20 protein-coding genes are annotated in these 20,397 nt (G+C 60.5%); 6 read left to right on the forward strand and 14 right to left on the reverse strand.

From position 1 onward, the window contains the following. Positions 1–61: 61 nt before the first annotated feature. Genes ACQ4OE_RS02325 through ACQ4OE_RS02340 form a run of 4 tightly spaced genes read right to left on the reverse strand, consistent with a single transcriptional unit; the run spans position 62 to position 3,919 of the window. On the reverse strand, positions 62–1,114 hold the full coding sequence (locus ACQ4OE_RS02325) for an extracellular solute-binding protein (RefSeq protein ID WP_430945535.1): 1,053 nt from the start codon (positions 1,112–1,114) through the stop codon (positions 62–64). Positions 1,115–1,129: 15 nt separating this feature from the next. Next, positions 1,130–1,918, reverse strand: coding sequence for an ABC transporter permease (locus ACQ4OE_RS02330; RefSeq protein ID WP_038368894.1), 789 nt, complete (start codon positions 1,916–1,918; stop codon positions 1,130–1,132). Further along, complete coding sequence (locus tag ACQ4OE_RS02335; RefSeq protein WP_122590763.1) at positions 1,915–2,832, reverse strand: ABC transporter permease; 918 nt, start codon at positions 2,830–2,832, stop codon at positions 1,915–1,917. The genes ACQ4OE_RS02330 and ACQ4OE_RS02335 overlap by 4 nt, the downstream gene beginning before the upstream one ends. A gap of 1 nt (position 2,833) precedes the next feature. Further along, complete coding sequence (locus ACQ4OE_RS02340) at positions 2,834–3,919, reverse strand: ABC transporter ATP-binding protein (protein WP_430945536.1); 1,086 nt, start codon at positions 3,917–3,919, stop codon at positions 2,834–2,836. A 140-nt stretch (positions 3,920–4,059) separates the two neighbouring features. Between ACQ4OE_RS02340 and ACQ4OE_RS02345 the strand changes: the two genes are divergently transcribed. From ACQ4OE_RS02345 to ACQ4OE_RS02355, 3 genes are all read left to right on the forward strand, one after another. Beyond that, positions 4,060–4,749 carry a GntR family transcriptional regulator gene (locus ACQ4OE_RS02345; protein WP_007969663.1) on the forward strand — a complete coding sequence of 230 codons (690 nt, stop codon included), beginning with the start codon at positions 4,060–4,062 and terminating at the stop codon, positions 4,747–4,749. Between the two features lie 133 nt (positions 4,750–4,882). Next, the gene (locus ACQ4OE_RS02350; RefSeq protein WP_430945537.1) at positions 4,883–6,994 is read left to right on the forward strand and encodes an ATP-binding protein; all 2,112 of its coding nucleotides are present in this window, start codon (positions 4,883–4,885) and stop codon (positions 6,992–6,994) included. Positions 6,995–7,015: 21 nt separating this feature from the next. Next, on the forward strand, positions 7,016–9,649 hold the full coding sequence (locus tag ACQ4OE_RS02355) for an excinuclease ABC subunit A (RefSeq protein WP_430945538.1): 2,634 nt from the start codon (positions 7,016–7,018) through the stop codon (positions 9,647–9,649). A 162-nt stretch (positions 9,650–9,811) separates the two neighbouring features. On the opposite strand, the gene ACQ4OE_RS02360 is transcribed toward ACQ4OE_RS02355, so the two are convergent. Genes ACQ4OE_RS02360 through ACQ4OE_RS02385 form a run of 6 tightly spaced genes read right to left on the reverse strand, consistent with a single transcriptional unit; the run spans position 9,812 to position 15,237 of the window. Then, the gene (locus ACQ4OE_RS02360) at positions 9,812–11,755 is read right to left on the reverse strand and encodes a response regulator (protein ID WP_430945539.1); all 1,944 of its coding nucleotides are present in this window, start codon (positions 11,753–11,755) and stop codon (positions 9,812–9,814) included. Beyond that, entirely contained in the window at positions 11,745–12,620 is an 876-nt protein-coding gene (locus tag ACQ4OE_RS02365) for a sensor histidine kinase (RefSeq protein WP_430945540.1), read from the reverse strand. The genes ACQ4OE_RS02360 and ACQ4OE_RS02365 overlap by 11 nt, the downstream gene beginning before the upstream one ends. Further along, positions 12,613–13,623 (reverse strand): ATP-binding protein, encoded by a 1,011-nt coding sequence (locus tag ACQ4OE_RS02370; protein ID WP_430945756.1) that lies wholly within the window; start codon positions 13,621–13,623, stop codon positions 12,613–12,615. Before ACQ4OE_RS02370 ends, ACQ4OE_RS02365 begins: the two co-directional genes overlap by 8 nt. Further along, entirely contained in the window at positions 13,620–14,024 is a 405-nt protein-coding gene (locus ACQ4OE_RS02375) for an anti-sigma regulatory factor (RefSeq protein ID WP_008084828.1), read from the reverse strand. Before ACQ4OE_RS02375 ends, ACQ4OE_RS02370 begins: the two co-directional genes overlap by 4 nt. After that, on the reverse strand, positions 14,021–14,383 hold the full coding sequence (locus ACQ4OE_RS02380) for an STAS domain-containing protein (RefSeq protein WP_007912539.1): 363 nt from the start codon (positions 14,381–14,383) through the stop codon (positions 14,021–14,023). Before ACQ4OE_RS02380 ends, ACQ4OE_RS02375 begins: the two co-directional genes overlap by 4 nt. A 2-nt stretch (positions 14,384–14,385) precedes the next feature. Then, positions 14,386–15,237 (reverse strand): STAS domain-containing protein, encoded by an 852-nt coding sequence (locus ACQ4OE_RS02385; protein WP_122590774.1) that lies wholly within the window; start codon positions 15,235–15,237, stop codon positions 14,386–14,388. A gap of 250 nt (positions 15,238–15,487) precedes the next feature. Here ACQ4OE_RS02385 and ACQ4OE_RS02390 point away from each other — a divergent pair, with 250 nt between their 5' ends. Then, the gene (locus ACQ4OE_RS02390) at positions 15,488–15,757 is read left to right on the forward strand and encodes a hypothetical protein (RefSeq protein ID WP_430945541.1); all 270 of its coding nucleotides are present in this window, start codon (positions 15,488–15,490) and stop codon (positions 15,755–15,757) included. A 58-nt stretch (positions 15,758–15,815) separates the two neighbouring features. Here ACQ4OE_RS02390 and ACQ4OE_RS02395 read toward each other — a convergent pair whose 3' ends face one another. Continuing rightward, a complete protein-coding gene (locus tag ACQ4OE_RS02395) occupies positions 15,816–16,337 on the reverse strand; it encodes a DUF4142 domain-containing protein (RefSeq protein ID WP_122590777.1) in 522 nt (173 codons plus the stop codon). A gap of 205 nt (positions 16,338–16,542) precedes the next feature. On the opposite strand from ACQ4OE_RS02395, the gene ACQ4OE_RS02400 reads away from it, so the two are divergent. Together ACQ4OE_RS02400 and ACQ4OE_RS02405 are read left to right on the forward strand one after the other, a co-directional pair. Further along, entirely contained in the window at positions 16,543–16,785 is a 243-nt protein-coding gene (locus tag ACQ4OE_RS02400) for a YdcH family protein (RefSeq protein WP_430945542.1), read from the forward strand. A 109-nt stretch (positions 16,786–16,894) separates the two neighbouring features. Beyond that, positions 16,895–17,059, forward strand: coding sequence for a hypothetical protein (locus ACQ4OE_RS02405; RefSeq protein WP_007912545.1), 165 nt, complete (start codon positions 16,895–16,897; stop codon positions 17,057–17,059). Between the two features lie 134 nt (positions 17,060–17,193). Here the strand turns inward: ACQ4OE_RS02405 and ACQ4OE_RS02410 are convergent, their stop codons facing one another. From ACQ4OE_RS02410 to ACQ4OE_RS02420, 3 genes are all read right to left on the reverse strand, one after another. Continuing rightward, a complete protein-coding gene (locus ACQ4OE_RS02410; RefSeq protein ID WP_430945757.1) occupies positions 17,194–18,210 on the reverse strand; it encodes an SMP-30/gluconolactonase/LRE family protein in 1,017 nt (338 codons plus the stop codon). Between the two features lie 56 nt (positions 18,211–18,266). After that, on the reverse strand, positions 18,267–19,412 hold the full coding sequence (locus ACQ4OE_RS02415) for a sterol desaturase/SRPBCC family protein (RefSeq protein WP_430945543.1): 1,146 nt from the start codon (positions 19,410–19,412) through the stop codon (positions 18,267–18,269). A gap of 113 nt (positions 19,413–19,525) precedes the next feature. Further along, positions 19,526–20,389 carry a LysR family transcriptional regulator gene (locus ACQ4OE_RS02420; protein ID WP_430945544.1) on the reverse strand — a complete coding sequence of 288 codons (864 nt, stop codon included), beginning with the start codon at positions 20,387–20,389 and terminating at the stop codon, positions 19,526–19,528. Positions 20,390–20,397: the final 8 nt, after the last annotated feature.

Raw genomic sequence — 20,397 nt, forward strand, 5'->3', positions numbered from 1 at the left:
CGACCGGGCCTCATCGCTAGCCCTGCTAGCGATAGCCGCGCCCCGGTTCCAAGTCAGGCCCTCAGCCCTTGAGCTTCGACCAGATCCGATCCTGCAGCTCTCGCGCCTTGTTGCTGCATTCCTTCTCCGGACGCAGGCGCGAGGCGTATTCGTCGGGCATATTGATCGCGTCCATCACCTTCCACTTCGGATCGAGCAACGAATCGCTCTGAATCCCGTTGGCGTACGCAATGGCGTTGGACACAGCGGCGGCGTTCTCCGGCTTCATCATCCAGTCGATGAAAATCTTTGCGTTACCCGGATGCGGTGCGCTTTTCGGCACGGCGAAGTTGTCCTGGAACATCGCCAGGCCTTCACGCGGATAAACGTACTTGATCGTGCTCTTCTGCAATGTTGCCCGTGCTGTAGAACCGTTCCAGTTCTGCATCATGATCACCTCGCCCGAGGCCATGCGATCGACGGTATTGTCCGAGCTGTACATCTTCAAAAACGGCTTCTGCTTTTGCAGCAGTTCGAGGATGCGCTTGGCGTCCTGCGGGTTTTCGCTGCATTCGTCGACGTTCAGATAATGGCTGGCGGCGTTGATCACGCTGCTCGACGTATCGAGGGCGGCGAGCTGGCCTTGCAGCTCTTTGCGCGGTTCGAAGAATTCTTTCCATGAGTCATCCAGTTTGCCGCCCGGCACTCGCGCACTGTCATAGGAAAACCCGGTGGTGCCCCACAGATACGGCGCCGAGAACTTGCGGCCCGGGTCGAAACTCGGATCGCGGAACGGCCCTTTGACGTACTGGAAATTGCTCAGGCTCGGCGCGTCGATTTCCATCAGCAGATCCTGCTTGATCAGCGTCTGCATGATCGACTGCGACGGCACAATCACGTCATACGCGGCGCCGCCGGCCTGCAGTTTGGCCAGCAGGGTTTCGTTGCTGTCGTAACCGTCCATGGTCACTTTGATGCCGGTTTCCTTTTCGAATTTGGCCAGCAGATCGACGGGGTAGTAGTCGGTCCAGTTGTAGAAAAACAGCTCTTTCGGCTCGGCGGCGTGGGCGCTGAACGCAGTGAAACAACTCAGGGCCAGACCGGATACTGCCAAACGCATGCTTTTGATTTTCATGAGAGCGCTCCAGATTTATTGTTGTTTACCGCGTTGGCCCAGCCAGAAGGCCAGCACCACAAGGACGATGGAAATCAGCAGCATCAGCGTCGAGATCGCATTGATCTCCGGCGTCACGCCAGCCTTGATCGCCGAGAAGATGTACACCGGCAACGTCGTCGAACCGGGTCCGGCGACGAAGAAGGTCATGATGAAATCGTCGAGGCTGACCACAAACGCCAGCACCGCACCGGACAACACCGCCGGCCACAGCAACGGCAAGGTCACGCGGCGGAACACTTGCCACGGATTGGCATAGAGATCGTTCGCCGCTTCCAGCAGGCTTTTGTCCAGATCGTTGAGGCGCGCACGGATCGGCAAGTAAGCGAAGGGAATGCAGAAACCGATGTGCGCGACGATCACCGTGAGCAAACCGAGCTTGATGCCCAGTGCCATGAACAGCAGCAACGTCGCTACGGCGGTGACAATCTCCGGCAGAATCAGTGGCAGGTTGATCCCGCCCTCGACCATTTTCTGCCCGTAGAACGGCCGGTAAGTCGCCAGCGCTGCGAGCAGGGCAATCGCCGTCGCGCAGACCGTGGCGATGGTGGCGACGATGATCGAATTCAGCGCCGCCGTCTGGATCGACGGATTGGCCAGAATCCGCCCGTACCAGGCAAACGAAAACTCCGTCCACACCGTCGCCGAGCGATTGGCGTTGAAGCTGTAAGCGATCAACACGAAGATCGGCAGGTACAGATAGGCGAGGATCAGCAGGCTGATTTCGCGAGTCGCCGGGAGTTTTTTCAGGTGCAGGGAAATCATGCTTTCGCCCCCCGATTGATGGTCTTCGCCGCACGGCGGCTGTACAGCGCGTAAAGCACCAGCGACACCAGCAGAATCGCCAGCAACAGGAACGACAGCGAACTGCCCAGCGGCCAGTTGCGCGCGGTGCCGAACTGTTGCTGGATCAGGTTGCCGATCATCAAGGTTTTGCCGCCGCCAAGGATCGCCGGAGTGATAAACGCACCCAGACTCGGCACGAACACCAGCAACGCGCCGGCAATCACACCGGGCATCGACAGCGGCAGAATGATTCGCCGCAGCGCGTGCCAGCGATTGGCCCCGAGGTCGTAAGCGGCTTCGACCAGACGCCAGTCGAGTTTTTCCAGGGTCGAATAGATCGGCAGAATCATGAACGGCAGGAAGCTGTAGACCAGACCGACACTCACCGCGAAATCGTTGTAGAGCAGGGTGATGCCGCCGGCACTCGGGAACAGCGCGTTGAGGCTTTGCGCGACCCAGCCGTGTTCGCGCAGGATGATCAACCACGCGTAGTTGCGGATCAGCAGGTTGGTCCAGAACGGAATGGTGATGAGCAACACCATCAGGTTGCGCCGGCGCGGGCTCAGGCTCGACATCCACAACGCCACCGGAAAACCGAACAGAAAGCACAGCGCCGTGGTGCCGCCGGCCTGCAATACCGAGCGCAACAGCGCCTGGGCGTAGACCCAGTTCAATTCCAGTTCACCGTCAAAACCTTCCTGGAAAAACAGCTGCACGTAACTTTGCAGTTGCCATGGCGCTTGCCAGTCGACGCCGCCGTACGTGTTGCGTGGCAGCAGGCTGATGTAGCCCATGATCCCCAACGGAATGGCGATCAGGGCGAGCAGGGTCAACACCACCGGGCTGAGCAACAGCGCGCGGTTGAGGGCAGGGGAAGTGCTGCTGACGCTCATCTCAGGCCTCCATCAACAGGCAGGCGTGCGGCGGCAAATGCACGGCAACGCGTTCGCCGACCGCGCGGCTTTGGTTCAGGCCTTCGTTGTTTTCGCGCAGCATGACTTTGATGTCGTTGTTCAACCGGCACTGGTACAGCGTCGCCGTGCCAACGTAGAGCACGGCTTCGATGATCCCGCGCAGGTGATGCGGCTGGCTGGCGTCGACCAGTTGCGAGCGCTCCGGGCGGAATGCCAGTTGCACGCTGCTGCCAGTAAAGCTCTGTTGCTGGCAGGGAATTTCGATCGGCATGCCGTTGGGCACGAAGAGCTTTTCGTTTTGCTCGCCGTGCTTGAGTTGGCCAGGGAGGAAGTTGATGTCGCCGATAAACTGCGCGACGAAACGGTGTTTCGGGTGTTCGTAAATGTCGGTCGGCGTGCCGATCTGCAGAATCTTGCCGGCGGACATCACCGCAATGCGATCGGACAGGGTCAGCGCTTCTTCCTGATCGTGGGTGACGAAGATAAAGGTGATGCCGGCTTCTTTCTGTACGCGCTTGAGTTCGACCTGCATTTCCTTGCGCAGCTTGAGGTCGAGCGCCGACAGCGGTTCATCCAGCAGCAGGACTTTCGGTTTCGGCGCCAAGGCCCGGGCCAGAGCCACGCGCTGCTGTTGGCCGCCGGACAATTCCGCCGGTTTGCGCCCGGCCAGATGCTCCATTTGCACCAGCGCGAGCATTTCATTGACCCGATCTGGTATCAACTTGCGATCAAGACCCTGCATCTCGAGCCCGAAGGCGATATTCTGCGCGACACTCATGTGCGGAAACAGCGCGTAACTCTGGAACACCGTGTTGACCCGGCGCTTGAATGGCGGCAGATCGTTGACCGGTTCGCCCGCCAGACGAATCTCGCCTTCACTGACGTGTTCGAAGCCGGCGATGGTGCGCAGCAGAGTGGTTTTGCCGCAGCCCGAGGGGCCGAGCAGGGTGAAGAATTCGTTGTCGGCGATGTTCACCGAAACGTTGTCGAGGGCTGGCGCAAGGCCAGGATCGTCTGAATACCGCTTAGAGACGTTGCGCACTTCAATTGCTATTGGTTGACCCATAATGGTGCAATCCTCTATTTATTGTATGCAATATCTGAATGCAATTTAGAAATACCCGGATTAATCTGCGTGCGCAACCCCCTTTTTCCATGGCCAGCCATCGCCAGGGGTAGGTTGCCCGACGCTAAAGGAGTGTTCGAATGACCGAGAAGAAACTGGAAACTACGGTCGACCGCGTCTACCAAGGGGTTTACGAGGCGATCAGCAAGCGTTCGTTGCGCCCGGGGATGAAGTTGGGCGAGGCCTCATTGGCCGAATTATTTAATGTCAGCCGCACATCGGTTCGAGCCGCGCTCAAGCAATTGGAGGCTGATGGCCTGGTCACCACCGAGCCCAACAAAGGGGCATCGGTGTCGTTGCCAAGCAATGAAGAGATCCGTTCGCTGTTCGAAACCCGCCGGCTGATAGAGATCGGCATCGTCACCGAGCTGTGTCGCCGCAAGGACACGGCCGCGATGCAGGATTTGCGCGAACACTTGCTGCTGGAAGACGAAGCCCACGCTGCCGGCGACCACGAGCGGCTGATCCATCTGCTCGGCGAGTTCCACATCAAACTGGCGCGCAGCCTGAACAATCCGGTGTTGCTCGACTGGTTCCAGAAGCTGATCTCCCGCGCTTCGCTGTACGCCGCCGCCCTGGACGACGACAGCCATGAAGCCTGCCGCGACGATGAACACCTGCGCCTGATCGAGTACATCGAGGCCGGCAATCAGAGCGCCGCCATCGAACTGACCTGCATGCATTTGAACGGCATCGAAAAAGCCATTCTCGACGTCGCCGCGAAGATGAAAACTGGCTACCATCCGCTCAAGCATTTGATCGGCGTCTGAGCCCGGGCGAGGATGAAATCGGCTATACCTTTTATGAAACCAATACGACTCAAGACGCTCGAAACAGACGGGCGTCGCGTCGTGTTGGCGTCGCGATTTATCGGGCAATAACCACAGGACACTGAGTCAGTCGATGCAGTTTTTATCCGATAGCCACGGTTGTGACGGCTGGAAAGGCGAGATGGCCGGGCGCATTTGCGCCTTTGACTGGAGCCTCACTGAACTTGGCCCACTGGGCACCTGGCCAGCCAGCCTGTGTGCCTCGGTGCAATTGATGCTGGCTTCGCCGTTGCCGATGGTCATGCTCTGGGGTCGTGCCGGTTACATGATCTACAACGATGCCTATTCGATATTTGCCGGTGGTCGCCATCCTTACTTGCTGGGTGTGCCGGTTGAGCTGGGCTGGCCGGAAGTCGCCGAGTTCAACCGGGATGTGGTCGAGACCTGTCTGGCCGGCGGCACGCTATCGTTTCGCAACAAGGAACTGGTACTGCTGCGCGACGGCGTCCCCGAAGACGTCTGGATGGATTTGTATTACAGCCCGGTGGCCAACGATGACGGACAACCAGCGGGCGTCATGGCGATGGTGGTGGAAACCACGGAGTTCATGCGATCCGAGCGCCTGCGCCAGGCTGCCGAAGACGCCTACCGGGCCGACAACGAGCGGGTGCGACTGGCGTTGAATGCCGGGGCCTTGCTCGGTTCGTTCGTCTGGGACGTGAAAAACAACGTGCTGTCGGCTGACGAGCGTTTTGCCCGCACGTTCTCGTATCCGCCGGAGCAGGACCTGAGCAATCTGCCTCAGGACATCGCTGAGTCGCGCATCCACCCCGATGACGTCGCCTGGGTGCAGGAGCGGGTCACGTATTCCATGCAGACCGGCGAGCCTTACAACGCCGAATATCGCGTGCAGCGTAGCGATGGCAATTATATGTGGGTGCTGGCCAGCGGCGCTTGTGAGTTCGACACGAACGGCGAGGCGTTGCGCTTCCCGGGTGTGTTGATCGACATCCACGAGCGCAAGATCGCCGAAGAGTCCCTGCTCAAATTCACCCGCAACCTCGAACAGCGTGTGGCCGCTGAGGTAGAAGCGCGCCTGGCGGCGGAAGAGCAATTGCGCCAATCGCAGAAGCTCGAAGCGATTGGCGGGCTCACCGGAGGCGTGGCCCACGACTTCAATAATCTGCTGCAAGTGATCGCCGGCAACCTGCATTTGCTCTCGCGCCACGAACCCGATAACGCCAATGTGCAGCGCCGGGTCAGCGCCTCGCTGGCGGCGGTCGAGCGCGGCGCCAAGCTGTCTTCGCAATTGCTCGCGTTTGCCCGCCGCCAACCGTTGTCGCCGGCGGTGTGCAACCCGCAGCAGATCTTCGATGGTGTCGGCGAATTGCTGCAACGGGCGCTGGGCGAAACCATTCAGATCGACGTGCAGTTGCCGCAGGAACCGTGGCACATCAACGTCGACCGCAATCAACTGGAAAACGCGATTCTCAATCTGGCGATCAATGCCCGCGATGCCATGAAGGGTGACGGCACCATCGGCCTCAGCGCTGCCAATGTTCGACTCGACCGCGAGTTTTGCAGTGGCAAAGGCATCGTCCCCGGGGATTTTGTCCGGGTTGCGGTCAGCGATACCGGCGCGGGCATCCCGGCGCAGATTCTCGAGCAGGTGTTCGAACCGTTCTTCACTACCAAAGCCGACGGCCAAGGCACCGGGCTCGGTCTGAGTATGGTGTTCGGCTTCGTCAAACAGAGCGGCGGGCACGTCGATATCGCCAGTGAACTGGGTGCAGGCACCCAGGTGCAGTTGTACTTCCCGCGCAGCCTGCGGCCGATTCTGGATGAATCGCCAAATCTGCAGAAACAGCAGAGCGGCGGTCACGAGACGCTTCTGGTGGTCGAGGACAATGATGCGGTGCGCACCTCGGCGGTCGAGTTGCTCCGTGAGGAAGGCTATCGCGTGCTCACCGCCGGTAATGGCGATGTGGCCATGCAAATGCTCCTCGAAGGCGTCGACGTCGATCTGATCTTTACCGACGTGGTCATGCCCGGGCTGATCAAAAGCTCCGATCTGGCCGCCTGGGCCAAGGTGCAGACGCCGCCGGTGCCGGTGCTGTTCACCTCCGGGCATACCCGCGACATCATCTCGCGCAATCATCAACTGAGCCCCGAAACCCATTTGCTCGGCAAACCTTACAGCCCGGAAGCGTTGCTGCAGATGCTGCGCGCGGTGCTGAGTGCCTGAGCCCTCAAGCAAGGCCCGTCCATGACTTCCAAGCGAAACTCGAAAGCGCCGGCCGGCATGGTCCGGGTGCGTGGCGCCCGTGAACACAACCTGAAGAACGTCGACGTCGATATCCCTCGCGACGCGCTGGTGGTGTTCACCGGGGTGTCCGGTTCTGGCAAGTCGTCGCTGGCCTTTTCCACTTTGTATGCTGAGGCCCAGCGGCGTTACTTCGAATCCGTGGCGCCCTACGCGCGACGGCTGATCGATCAGGTCGGCGTGCCCGATGTCGATTCCATTGAAGGCTTGCCGCCGGCCGTGGCCCTGCAACAGCAGCGTGGCACGCCGAGCACGCGCTCGTCGGTGGGCAGCGTCACCACGTTGTCGAGCCTGATCCGCATGCTCTATTCCCGCGCCGGCAGTTATCCGCCGGGGCAGCCGATGCTCTACGCCGAAGACTTCTCGCCGAACACGCCGCAAGGCGCTTGCCCGGATTGTCATGGCCTCGGTCGGGTGTACGAAGTCACCGAGGCGCTGATGGTGCCGGACCCGAACCTGACCATCCGCCAGCGTGCCGTGGCGTCCTGGCCCTTGGCGTGGCAGGGGCAGAATCTGCGCGACATCCTTGTGACCATGGGCATCGACGTTGACATCCCGTGGAAGAAACTGCCGAAAAAGCAGCGCGACTGGATTCTGTTTACCGAAGAAACCCCGACCGTGCCGGTGTACGCCGGGCTGACCCCAGAGGAAACCCGCGTCGCCCTCAAGCGCAAGATGGAGCCGAGTTACCAAGGCACCTTCACCGGTGCGCGGCGCTACATCCTGCACACGTTTACTCATTCGCAAAGTGCGTTGATGAAGAAGCGCGTCTCGCGGTTCATGCTCGGCAGTCCTTGCCCGCTGTGTGATGGCAAGCGCCTCAAGCATGAGGCGTTGTCGGTGACGTTTGCCGGCTACGACATTGGCGAGTTGTCACAGATGCCGTTGCTGCAAGTGGCCGAAGTATTGAGGCCGGTCGCGGCAGCCACTTACCTCGAACACGCCGACGAAACCGGCGAGACCTTGAGCCATGCGCAAACCCGCGAGGCGCGTCAGCAGCGCGTCGCCCACGGCGCCAGTGGCCACGCCAGCGCGCCAGACGTGCGGCACACGCCGAACCTGTCGCTGGAAAAGCGTCTGGCGGCGCAGCGCATTGCCGAGGACCTGCTGGAGCGAGTAAGTACGCTGACTGATCTGGGCCTCGGTTATCTGGCGCTGGAGCGCAGTACGCCGACGCTGTCGTCCGGGGAGTTGCAGCGTTTGCGCCTGGCGACGCAGTTGGGTTCGCAGTTGTTTGGCGTGATCTATGTACTCGATGAGCCGTCCGCCGGGTTGCATCCGGCCGACGGTGAGGCGCTGTTCGAGGCCTTGCAGCGTTTGAAGGCTGACGGCAACACCCTGTTTGTGGTCGAGCATGACGTGGAAACCATGCGCCGTGCCGACTGGTTGATCGATGTCGGCCCGGCGGCGGGCGAGAAGGGCGGGCAGGTGTTGTACAGCGGCCCGCCAGCGGGACTGGCCGAGATTGAGTCCTCGCAGACGCGCGCCTACCTGTTTGATCAGTCCGGGCGTCAGGCGCGAACGGCGCGCAAACCAACCGCGTGGCTGAAACTCGACGGCATCACCCGCAACAACCTGAACAATCTCAGCGCTGAGTTCCCGTTGGGTTGCTTTACGTCGGTGACGGGTGTGTCCGGCTCCGGCAAATCGAGTCTGGTCAGTCAGGCGTTGCTGGAATTGGTCGGCGCGCAGTTGGGGCGTCCGGCGGTGGAGACTGAGCCTGAAGAAATCAGTCTCGAAGACGACGCCCCGCAGGTCAGCACCGGTCAGGTGACCTCAGGGCTGGAATCGATCAAGCGTCTGGTGCAGGTCGATCAGAAACCGATTGGCCGCACACCGCGCTCCAATCTGGCGACTTACACCGGGCTGTTCGATAACGTGCGCAAGCTGTTCGCCGCGACGCACGAAGCACGGGCGGAGGGCTACGACGCCGGGCAGTTTTCCTTCAACGTCGCCAAGGGCCGTTGCGACACCTGCGAGGGTGAGGGCTTTGTCAGCGTTGAGTTGCTGTTCATGCCCAGCGTGTACGCGCCGTGCCCGACCTGTCACGGCGCGCGGTACAACCCGCAGACCTTGGCGATTCTCTGGGAGGGTTTGAGCATCGCCCAGGTGCTGCAATTGACCGTCGATGAAGCGGTGACGGTATTTGCCGAGCAGCCGGGGATTCGTCGTTCGCTGGAAGTCTTGCGCGACATCGGCCTGGGCTATCTGCGCCTCGGCCAACCGGCCACGGAACTGTCCGGCGGCGAAGCGCAACGGATCAAACTGGCCACCGAGCTGCAACGCAATCAACGCGGCGCAACCTTGTATGTGCTGGACGAACCGACCACGGGCCTGCACCCGCGCGATGTCGATCGGTTGCTGGAACAACTCGATACGCTGGTGACGGCGGGGCACACGGTGATCGTCGTCGAACATGAAATGCGCGTGGTGGCGCAAAGTGACTGGGTGATCGACATCGGCCCGGGGGCCGGGGATCAGGGCGGCAGGATTGTCGTAGCGGGTACGCCGCAGAAAGTCGCGGCGAGCAAGAAGAGCAAGACTGCGCCGTTTTTGGCTAGAGCGTTGAGCCGGTAATTGCGCTGTTCTGACCGGCGTCCACAAGTTTTTGTGGTGTGAACTGGATATCAGCACACACAAGCCCCTGTGGGAGCGAGCCTGCTCGCGAAGGCGTCAGATCAGTGACTTCATCTGTGACTGACACTCCGCTTTCGCGAGCAGGCTCGCTCCCACATTGGATCAGGCGCCGTCGAGCGTGCGGCGGACCTTTTCGAGCAGTTCACTGATCTGAAACGGTTTGACCAGCATGTCCATGCCGCTGCCGAGAAACACCTGGCGGTTGATCGCGGTTTCCGCGTAACCGGTCATGAACAGGATCGGCAAACCCTCACGCCAACCCCGCGCAACATCTGCCAGTTCCCGTCCGCTCATGCGCGGCAGGCCGACGTCGGTCAGCAGCAGGTTGATCGAGGGATCATTCTGCAAGCGCTCCAGCGCCGTTTCGATGTCCGCCGCCTGGGTGCAGCGATAGCCGGCATCCTCCAGCACCTCATTGACGAACATGCGCACCGACGGCATGTCTTCGACGATCAACACATGCTCACCCGAGCCTTGCGGATCGACCACCGGTGCGGGGATGTCCGCGCCGGTCGGGTCGCTGGTCGCGGGCAACATGATCGTCACTTCGGTGCCACGTCTGGCCACGCTGCGGATGTGCGCATCGCCGCCGGATTGGCGAGCGAAACCGTAGATCGTCGACAACCCGAGCCCCGTGCCCTGGCCCAACGGTTTGGTGGTGAAAAACGGATCGAACACCTTGTCGATCACGTTGTGTTCGATCCCGGTACCGTCATCACGCACCGAAAGCGCCACATACGCACCATCGGCCAGATTCGGATCGCCATGGGAATACGCGGCGTAAGTGTTGACCCAGACATTGCCACCCGAAGGCAGCGCGTCGCGGGCGTTGATCACCAGGTTGAGTACCGCACTTTCCAGCTGCACCGGATCGACCAAAGCGATCGCCGGTTTGCTGGTCAATTCCAGCTTGAGATTGATCCGTTCACCGATGGTGCGCACGAGCAATTCTTCCAGCGAACGCACTTGCTCGTTGATGTCCACAGGCCGTGTGTCCAGCGGCTGTTGTCGGGCAAAGGCCAGCAAACGATGGGTCAGCGATGCGGCACTCATGGCCGAATTCAGGGCGGCCTCGGAGTAAAACTGCACTTTGTCCAGACGCTGATCGGCGACACGTTTCTGGATCAGTTCCAGACTGGTGATGATCCCGGTCAGCAGGTTGTTGAAGTCGTGGGCAATGCCGCCGGTGAGCTTGCCCAGCGCGTCCATCTTCTGCACTTGCAGCAGCTGCGATTCGGCGCGCACGCGTTCGGCGACTTCCTTGGCCAGTTGCGTGGTGGTGTCGTCCAGTCGCGCCAGGTGTGAGCGTTCGCGGTGGCGATGTTCGGTCACGTCCTCGACGAACACCAGGCTCAATTCCGGCGTGCGATACGGCGAAATCTGCCACTCGGTTTCGCGGATCTCGCCCAGCACGCGCATGTTCAGCGTGCCTTTCCAACGCTCGCCATCGACCAGGCGCAGGCGCAGTTCGTTGAGGATGGCGCTTTGATCGTCGGCGAAGCATTCGCGCAGCGTTTGCGTGTCGGTATTGTCGACAATCAGTTGGGCGAAAGCATGGTTGCACTCGTGCACTTTGAGATGGGCGTCGAGCACCGCAATCGGCGCTGATACGTTGACGAAAATCTCCCGGAAGCGCGCCTCGCTCTCGCGCAGGGCATTTTCGGTGTCGCGCACGCGCAACAGCGTACGCAGGGTCGCCAGCAACACGTCCGGGTCGACCGGGTGAATCAGGTAAGCGTCGGCGCCGGCGTCGAGGCCGGTGATGATGTCGCCGGTCTGGATCGATGCTGCGGAGACGTGAATCACCGGCAGCAATGCGGTACGACTGTCGGCACGCAGAATCCGCACGATGTCGAAACCGCTCATGTCCGGCAGATTGACGTCGAGGATCAGCGCATCAAGCACTTCGCTTTCGATCAGCGCCAGGCCGTCGCTGCCGGTGCCGGCCTCCAGCACCACGTAGTCGTGGCGCTCCAGCCGGCGACGCAAGGCGTAGCGAGTGGCGACGTTGTCGTCGACGATCAACAGGCGGATGTCACGTTTCATCGACGTTCTCCAGAGCGATCGCCAGTGGAATGATCACGAAAAAGGTCGAACCGACCCCCGGCGTGCTTTCCAGCCCGACTTCACCGCCGAGCAGGGCCGCGAAGCGTTTGCACAGTGACAGGCCCAGCCCGGTGCCGCGCAGACGTTTCTGCAACGGCGAGTCGACCTGGGAAAAGTCCTCGAACAATGCACCATGCAGCTCCGGCGCGATACCGATTCCGGTGTCACTGACGGCAAAACGCACTTTGTCTTCGCATTCCAGGCGCGCCGATACCCGCACTTCGCCACGGGTAGTGAACTTCAGCGAATTGGAAATGAAGTTGCGCAGGATCTGCCCGAGTTTCTTGTCATCGGTGTACAGGCGCGGCAAACCGACCGGTTCTTCGAAAATCAGGTCGACCGCGGAGGCGTCGACAATCGGCCGAAACATCCCGCGCAGCGCCGAGAACAGGTCGAACATGTCGAACCACGCCGGGGAAATGCTGATCCGCCCAGCCTCGATTTTTGCCAGGTCGAGCAGATCATCGACCATGTCGCTCAACTCGCGGGCGGCGGTGCTGACGAACGCCACCTGCTTGTGTTGTTCAGGGCTGAGCGGGCCGTCGAGTTCATCGGCGAGCAGGCTGTTGATGCTGAGGATCGAGCCCAGTGGCGTGCGGAACTCATGGCTCATGTACGACAGAAAGCGACTTTTCAGATCCGAGGCCTGGCGCAATTCTTCGGCTTGCTCGTCAAGTTCGGCATACAGCGCCAGCACGCCCTGATTGGTCTCATCGAGCTCTTCGCGCAAAGCCACGGTTTCGCTCTGCAACTGTGCGATAAGCGCAGCCTGTTCAGCGTTGCTCAGATTCGGTGACTCAGCCATAGGCGGCCTCCAGGGCAACGACCAATACTGTTGCATCGTCCCGCCCGCGACTGAAATCGCGGTGCAGGACGGCGGCTATCACGGCGGGGTGGCGATGCACCAGGCCGGGGTAGTCTTGTAAATTCCAACGGGACTGTAAGCCGTCGCTGTACATGATCAATAGATGTCCGTTCACGTGAGCATAGTCAAAAGGCCGGGCTTTTCGGTATTGCACGCCGACGATACCCGGGTGCGAAGCCAGACCGCGGGATTTGTCAGCGGCGATCAGACTGGCGCCAATATTGCCCACGCCAGCGAAGGTCAGGCTGTCGCGCCTGCCGTCAAACTGGGTGAACGCAACCGCGCCACCGCGGGTGCCGATCATGTCGCGGTGCATGTCTTCCATCAGCATCACCGGGTCGGCAAACGGCGTCAGGGCGAAGGCTTGCGCGCCCGCACGACCGGCGCGTTCGGCGTCCTCGCCATGCCCTAGGCCATCGATCACCAATGCGCTGACGCTGGCGCCTTCATACGTCAGGTGCCAGACGTCGCCGCACGCCGGATCGTCATGCAACGAGTGCTGGCTGACGCCATAACGCAGATCCGCATCGCGGTCGGTGCGTGGGTAAAGACGCGCCAACAGCACCGCGCCACGAGCGTCGGCATGGACGTCGAATACTTCGGTCTGCCGCGAAACGGCGCCGAGGCCGATACCCTGCGTGCCCCCGGTGGAAAACCCGTCGGCCATGCAGGCTTCCAGATCAAAGCCCTGCGCACGATCCACCGCAAGCATTTCGATACCGAAACCCGCAGGGCGAGGTAATACCCGCAGATGCAGTTCGCCGTGCGTGGCGTGCTTGAGCACATTACTGGCCAGTTCCGTGGCAACCAGCGCGACACGCCCGGCATCGCGCTCGTCAAAGCCATGCTGCTCGGCCAGTTGCTGCGCGGTGCGCCGGGCGTGGCCAATCTGACTGCTGTCTTCGATCAACAGGACCTGGGTCAGCGACCCGATGATATTCATGTCCATCGGGTAATCGTTATTCGAGTGCCTTTGCCGGGCTCGGTGTCCAGTTCGAACTCTTCGACCAGACGTTTGGCGCCGGTCAGACCCAGCCCCATGCCGCTGCCGGAGGTCCAGCCGTCGGTCATCGCCAGTTTCAGGTCGGGAATCCCCGGCCCTTCATCACGAAATGTCAGGCGCAGACCGACCTTGTGATCCTCATCGAGAATCTGCCAGTCCATGTCGCCGCCGCCACCGTAAACCATGGTGTTGCGAGCCAGCTCGCTCACGGCGGTGACCATTTTGGTCAGGTCGATCAGGCGCATGCCGCACTCTGTCGCCAGCTTGCGGGCGGTCTGGCGGGCGAGCACGACGTCTTGCTCGATATGAATGGGTTGAGTACCGCTGCTGCGTACGGTCATTGCCTGTCTACTCGTTCCTGCAGCAGCTTCATCCCGCGCTCGACGTTCAATGCCGTGCTGACACCGGGCAGCGTCAGGCCGAGTTCGACCAGAGTGATCGCCACTGCCGGTTGCATGCCGACCAGCATGGTTTCAGCGTCCATGATTTTCGACAGCCCGGAGATCGTGCTGATCATCCGGCCAATGAACGAGTCGACCATGTCCAGTGCCGAGATATCGATCAGCACACCACGCGCCGAGGTCTTGCTGATGCGCTCGGACAAATCGTCCTGCAAGGTGAGGGCGAGCTGGTCATGCATGTCGACCTGAATGGTCACGAGCAGGAACTTGCCCATCTGGAGAATCGGGATACGTTCCATATTCAAGCCGTCTTGACGAGGCTGACACCCAGACGGGTCAGGGCCAGTTTCAGTGCGTCAGCCAGATTGGCCTTGGTCACCACGCCTTGCAGGTCGAGGCCCAGATGCACGATGGTTTGTGCGATCTGCGGGCGCACGCCGCTGATGATGCAATCAGCACCCATCAGGCGAATCGCGGTGACGGTTTTCAGCAGGTGCTGGGCGACCAGGGTGTCGACGGTCGGCACGCCGGTGATGTCGATGATGGCGATTTCCGAACCGGTGTCGACGATGCGTTGCAGCAGCGATTCCATCACCACTTGCGTGCGTTGCGAGTCGAGGGTGCCGATCATCGGCAGCGCCAATACGCCGTCCCACAGCTTGACCACCGGGGTCGACAGCTCCAGCAGTTCCTCCTGCTGACGCTTGATCACCGCTTCACGGGATTTCTGGAAGGTGCGGATGGTGTGCAGGCCGAATGCGTCGAGCAGTTCGGAGACTTCCCAGAGTTGCTCGGCGAGCAGCGCCGGTTGTTCTTTGTAATGCGCTTGCAGCAAGTTGAACAGCGGGCCTTTGAGGGCAAAGATGAAGCTCGCGGTCTGTTGCGAGTCCTGACCGAGCAGGGCGCGACTGTGGGAGAGCTTTTCGAGGAACTGGCGGGTGGCTTCCCAGCCCTGCGCGGCGATGTTGGTGCCGTTGTCATTCTCGATACCGCTGACCACCAGTTGCAGGAATTCACTGGTCTGTTGCTGCACGTCGTGGTCTTTCAGATTACGCGTGGCACCGCTGGTTTGCAGGCCATTGATCCATTCGCCCAGCAGTTGGGATTGTTGGTTTTTCATCGCATCGAGTGTGCTGTTCTGCAGTGCTGCCATGTGACTGTTGCTCCGTAGCGAATGGGGGGCCGATTCAGCAATGTGATCGGCGCGAAAACATCGACATTTGCCGTTTGAAATAGTTGTTCGTTCTGGCGTGGATTTTTTTGATTTGGCGCAATGAACGTCCCGGTAACTCTAGTCGGCGTGGCAGGAATGCGACGATGTTTTGAACGTTGGCGCGGTGCAGGCTTCGAATCTTCAAGGGCCGGCGGGATTCTGCCGGGCCGCTTTGACGAACGAGGTGGTCATGAACGAGCAAACGAAACAGCATCAGAACCCATCAGGCGAGCCGATCAACCGCAACGACCCGGCAATTGACCCGCAAGTGCCGGGACAACCGGCGCCGACCCAGCAGCAGGGTGAGAAAGAGCAGGCGCAAAGTGCCGATCCTGAAGTGGATCAGAAGCAAAAACATACCGACAACGACAACGAGTTCAGCCCGGGCTTCGAGCCGCAACCGGATCGCGCGAAACCGGGCGAGGAAACGGATGCAGATATCGACACCGATGGTGGTTGATTCCCGCAGAAACGACAAGGCCGCATCCATGGGATGCGGCCTTTTTTTCGCTTGAACGTTACTTGCTTGGGTGTTTGGCCTGCAATTCTTTGGCCGCGGCCAAATGTTTCTCCAGCGCCGGCAGCATTTTCTGCGCAAACGCTTTCAGTTCAGGCGCGCCTTTGACCTTGTCATCGGTCACGGTATTCGCTTGCTTCTTGAACAGCTCGATGGTTTCTTCGTGCGCTTTCACCTGATTATTGGCGTAAGCAGCGTCGAAGGATTCATCGCGCACTTCGAGGATTTTTTCCTTGGCCTGTTTGACCAGGGTGGTGGTGTCCGGGACTTCAATGTCGTGGGCCTTGGCAATGGTTGCCAGTTCATCATTGGCTTTGCCGTGATCGGTGATCATCATATTGGCGAAAGCTTTGATGTCTGCAGACTGGCTCTTTTCCAGCGCCAAGCGGCTGGTTTCGATTTCGGCAATGCCACCCGCGGCGGCGTTATCGACGAAGTCATTGTCAGTCGCGGCGAAGGCGCTGCCCATGCCAGTGCTCAAAGCGACAGCCAGAAACAGATGACGCAGTTTGAATCCGTCCATTGATGTATCTCCACGCAGTTTTTGTTGGTGTTACTCAATGGAGGCGAGGAGACGATCAAAGGTTTGATCGCATTTGCGACAGGGCGACGAACGGGCACCGCTGGTCTGACAGGGAGTCGACAGAAGCGCTCAACCGAGGCCATTCTGATAACGGGCCCGCGGAATCGGTCGCGTGGGCCTGCCGATCAACTGACGGAGGTGTTCCATGCCGGTGACCCATGATTTGTTACAGGACTTGAAACTGACGAAGGAAGAGATCCAGCAAAAACGCACCGCGGATCCGCATCTGGACGCACTGATCAACAAGTATTCCCAGGCAGACGCCGAGGTAGTCAAGGCCGAGACGGCGACCTCGGATGCCCCCAGCGATGACACGCTGAAAAAACTCAAAGAGAAACGCTTGCAGGTCAAAGACAAGATTGTCCAGCAGTTACAGGCTCGATCCTGACCGCCAGTCGCGCCACCGACCGTCGGTGGTGAATCGACTGGAACGACAGCCACCACCGGCACCTCGAATGTTCAGAGTCTCCTTCTACCGACTCTTTGCGAGGTGCCTTATGAACGACCCCAAATTCCCCAGTGAAGAGCAGGGCGCTTTTGACCCGGTTCCGACCCATCCCGAACCCAACAGCCCGGCGCACACCACCGCCAATCCTGAAGAGCCGGATGAAGATCTGCCTGAAGACGAAGATCCGGACAAGTTCGATAAATCCAGTAACTGACAGACCGCCATCGCCAGCAGGGCTGGCTGCCACAGTGGGTTGTGTCGAGCTCAAATCCTGCGATCAACACAAACCCTGTGGGAGCTAGCCCTGCTAGCGATGCCGTCAGTCAGTCCAATACAGATCCACCAGGATCACTTCAGCGCCGCATCCAACGGCATCCGCGCCATATGCGTGGCCTTTAACGAGCCGAAATACAACCACTGCCCATACTCGCGCACGGTGGTAATCGGCGAATAATTCCCGCTGCTCGCATCCTGCAGATTGGCAATCACCTTGCCCTCCAGATCCAGCCCCAGCACAAACCCGCGCGTGTCCACCGGTGCCGGCACCACTTTCAATGCTCGCACGATCATCTTGCGCAGAAACGGATGCCCGGCGGTGGCGTCCAGCAACTTGTTGCGCGGCGCATACAGCGCGACCCAAAACCGGTTGCTGCCATTGAAGGCAAGGTTGTCCGGCAACCCCGGCAAATTGTCGATGAACAGGTCATGGGTGCCAGCCTTGGGGCCGGTCAGCCAATAGCGGCTGATGCGATAGGCGCCGGTTTCGTTGACCAGCACATAGGCTTCGTCCGGGCCGAGGGTGACGCCGTTGGCGAACTGCAGTTTATCCAGGAGCACCACGGTTTTTCCGGTCTGGAAGTCATAGCGCAGCAATCGCCCATCGCCGCCGTGTTCGATGATCGCCTCGCCGTCATGGCCGTAGCCCCAACGACTGGAGGCGTCGCTGAAGTAAGCGAAATGCCCGGATTTGTCGATCGCCACGTCATCAGTGAAACAGAAGTCGAGGCCATTGGCAGCGGTGGTCAGGGGAATCAATTGCCCTTGCGCGTCGAGGGACAGCAAGCCTTTGACCCCGTCGGCAATCACCAGCAAGCCATTCGGATGGCGGGCCAAGCCCAACGGACGACCGCCGGTGTCGGCCAGCACTTTGCGTTGGCTGCCATCGAGGCTGCTGCGGATCAGGCGCCCGTCATGCAGCCCGGTGATCAGAAAATCCTCTTCCAGCAGCAGCGCTTCCGGGCCTTCGATGTCGCTCGGGCCTATCTTCGCCGCAGCTTTGAGTTTCTGATTCTCGGCGTAGATGCCCTCGACCAACGAGGGCGCTGGTTGGGGCTTCCACGCAACCGGCTCGATGCGGGTTGGCATCAGCAGCAGAAAACCAATGACGATCAGGACCAGCAGCAACAAGACGTTGCGCACCTTCACGCGCTGGCCCTCGCAGAGGTGATGGACTGCGCGGCCATGTCACGCAACGCCAGCAGCGATGCGGCGGACTCGCGATCAATGCGCCGCTTGAGCAGCAACTGATTGGCGATGCGCATGCCCAGCCCCTCGAAACGATAATCCAGGGTGCGCACAAATCGCGTGCCGGGTCCTTGCGCCGCGCACTCGTAGGTCAACAGCAGCGACAAGCCGTGATCGCCTTGGGCCCGAGCGCACCAGCGCCGTCCGGGCAGGTATTCCGTCACTTCCCAGCGCAAATGCCCCTCGCGACCACCGGCATTGATGTCCTCCTCGAAGTGCGCACCGGCATGCAGCGGACCGTGCGCGCCGTCGATCTTCAGTGACGACGGATGCCACTCCGGCCAGCGGCTGACGCTGGCGGCGTAGGCGAGGACGGCGACCGGGTCGCCGGCGATGTCGATCTGGTGCTGCATGCGGGTCATGGGCATTCTCGTATAACTCAACGGGGCGGGTTCCGGCTCCCAGTAAAGGGTGCCGAACAGGTAGTCCATCAACGGCAAGACGATATTGAAGTTGCGCTCCTGCATGCGCTCACGGCGGTGATGCAGTTCGTGCAGACGGCGCATCTGGCGAATCCAAGGCAAGCGCGTCAGCGGATTGCTCGGCGGCAGGTGTTCACAGGCATGAAACACCTCGTAGGTCAGATAACCCAACACCATCGAGCCCGCGAACAAGCCGGCGATGTTGGCGTTGACCTGCGCGATCAGCCACCACAGCGGCAAGGTGATCACCAGCGTATGCAGGACAATCAGCCACGCCGGAAACAGAATCACCCGCCAGTCGCGAGCGCTGTCGTAGGTCATGTGGCCGGGCGCGAAGAAGCTGTGATGGTCGCCGGCATGCCGGGCGTAGAACATTTTTGCGAAGGATTTTTTATGATGGCCCAAATGGCGATGGACCATGTACACGCCGAAGTTGAAGAACAGCAGGGTCAGCGGCACCGTTAGCCATTGCAGGGCAGTGACCTGCTGCACCCTGCTGCAGAACGCGGCGATGGCCAGCACACCGAACGCCAGTACAAATCCACCGTGCAGCCAAGGGTTGTAGCGCGGGTGAATCGCCGCGCGATAACGGCTGCGGAATACCTCAGTGGTCTGCCTCACTGCGTTCACCTGTCGGGTATTGTGGTCATACCCGGCAGATTAGCCGATCCCGCCATTTGTGCAGGCCGGGCGTAGAGGTCAGTTGCGCCATGCTCCGGTGTAAAACGCAGGATTCAGCTCAAAGGATTCCAGCGCTGAGACCAGTCGTCATCGGCCTTGATCACTTCGCGCAGCAGATCGAAGGCTTGCTGGAGGATCAGCGAATCGCGATCACGGGAGTAGACGAGGTAAGTCGGATAGCCGAATTCCGGCGCCTTGGTCACCGCTTCCAGGGCGCCACTTTCCAGATAGGTGCGCACCACGCGTGTACGGAAATAGCCGCTGCCGCCATGCTCGAGGATGTATTGCAGGGCGAGCGGGCCGAGGTTGAAACTCAGCGCGGCTTTGGCTTTTTCCGGCAGGGCGGCATCGTGCTGACGGCGGAAGTCCGGGCCCCAATCGATGTACACGTAGGGATCGGCGCGATCCGGTGTGCGCACCAGAATCAGTTTTTCTTCCAGCACCTGCTCGACCTGTAGGCCGGGCCAGTATTCCGGTTGATAGACCAGCGCGGCGTCGAGTACGCCGAGTTCGAGTTGGCGCAACAGGTTTTCGCCGTCGCGGATCTCCATGCGCAGGGCGTGACTGGGGATTTTCTCGCGCAGCTCGGCGGCCCAACTGAGCATCAACGGGTTGCACAGGCTGACTTCGCCGCCGATGTGCAGCACGTTGTGATAACCCTCGGGTAGCGGCAGATCACGGCGTGCGGCTTCCCAGGTTTGCACCAGTTGATTGGCGTAGACCACGAACGCCTCGCCGTTGGGCGTCAGTTTCGCCCCGGCGCGGTTGCGCACGAACAATGTGCTGCCCAACTGGCTTTCGAGTTTCTGCACACGCGCGGTGATCGCCGTTTGCGTGACGAAGAGTTTCTGCGCCGCCGCGGCGAGACTGCCGTGACGAACGATTTCCAGAAAGGTGCGGGCGAGGTCGATGTCCATGGGGTGGC

The sequence above is a fragment of the Pseudomonas sp. WC2 genome, from assembly GCF_050586545.1.
Taxonomy (GTDB): domain Bacteria; phylum Pseudomonadota; class Gammaproteobacteria; order Pseudomonadales; family Pseudomonadaceae; genus Aquipseudomonas.

Coding starts and splice junctions, on each gene's coding strand:
- ACQ4OE_RS02325 (WP_430945535.1), bottom strand. CDS start 1,114: ATGAAAATCAAAAGCATGCGTTTGGCAGTATCCGGTCTGGCCCTGAGT.
- ACQ4OE_RS02330 (WP_038368894.1), bottom strand. CDS start 1,918: ATGATTTCCCTGCACCTGAAAAAACTCCCGGCGACTCGCGAAATCAGC.
- ACQ4OE_RS02335 (WP_122590763.1), bottom strand. CDS start 2,832: ATGAGCGTCAGCAGCACTTCCCCTGCCCTCAACCGCGCGCTGTTGCTC.
- ACQ4OE_RS02340 (WP_430945536.1), bottom strand. CDS start 3,919: ATGGGTCAACCAATAGCAATTGAAGTGCGCAACGTCTCTAAGCGGTAT.
- ACQ4OE_RS02345 (WP_007969663.1), top strand. CDS start 4,060: ATGACCGAGAAGAAACTGGAAACTACGGTCGACCGCGTCTACCAAGGG.
- ACQ4OE_RS02350 (WP_430945537.1), top strand. CDS start 4,883: ATGCAGTTTTTATCCGATAGCCACGGTTGTGACGGCTGGAAAGGCGAG.
- ACQ4OE_RS02355 (WP_430945538.1), top strand. CDS start 7,016: ATGACTTCCAAGCGAAACTCGAAAGCGCCGGCCGGCATGGTCCGGGTG.
- ACQ4OE_RS02360 (WP_430945539.1), bottom strand. CDS start 11,755: ATGAAACGTGACATCCGCCTGTTGATCGTCGACGACAACGTCGCCACT.
- ACQ4OE_RS02365 (WP_430945540.1), bottom strand. CDS start 12,620: ATGGCTGAGTCACCGAATCTGAGCAACGCTGAACAGGCTGCGCTTATC.
- ACQ4OE_RS02370 (WP_430945756.1), bottom strand. CDS start 13,623: ATGAATATCATCGGGTCGCTGACCCAGGTCCTGTTGATCGAAGACAGC.
- ACQ4OE_RS02375 (WP_008084828.1), bottom strand. CDS start 14,024: ATGACCGTACGCAGCAGCGGTACTCAACCCATTCATATCGAGCAAGAC.
- ACQ4OE_RS02380 (WP_007912539.1), bottom strand. CDS start 14,383: ATGGAACGTATCCCGATTCTCCAGATGGGCAAGTTCCTGCTCGTGACC.
- ACQ4OE_RS02385 (WP_122590774.1), bottom strand. CDS start 15,237: ATGGCAGCACTGCAGAACAGCACACTCGATGCGATGAAAAACCAACAA.
- ACQ4OE_RS02390 (WP_430945541.1), top strand. CDS start 15,488: ATGAACGAGCAAACGAAACAGCATCAGAACCCATCAGGCGAGCCGATC.
- ACQ4OE_RS02395 (WP_122590777.1), bottom strand. CDS start 16,337: ATGGACGGATTCAAACTGCGTCATCTGTTTCTGGCTGTCGCTTTGAGC.
- ACQ4OE_RS02400 (WP_430945542.1), top strand. CDS start 16,543: ATGCCGGTGACCCATGATTTGTTACAGGACTTGAAACTGACGAAGGAA.
- ACQ4OE_RS02405 (WP_007912545.1), top strand. CDS start 16,895: ATGAACGACCCCAAATTCCCCAGTGAAGAGCAGGGCGCTTTTGACCCG.
- ACQ4OE_RS02410 (WP_430945757.1), bottom strand. CDS start 18,210: ATGCCAACCCGCATCGAGCCGGTTGCGTGGAAGCCCCAACCAGCGCCC.
- ACQ4OE_RS02420 (WP_430945544.1), bottom strand. CDS start 20,389: ATGGACATCGACCTCGCCCGCACCTTTCTGGAAATCGTTCGTCACGGC.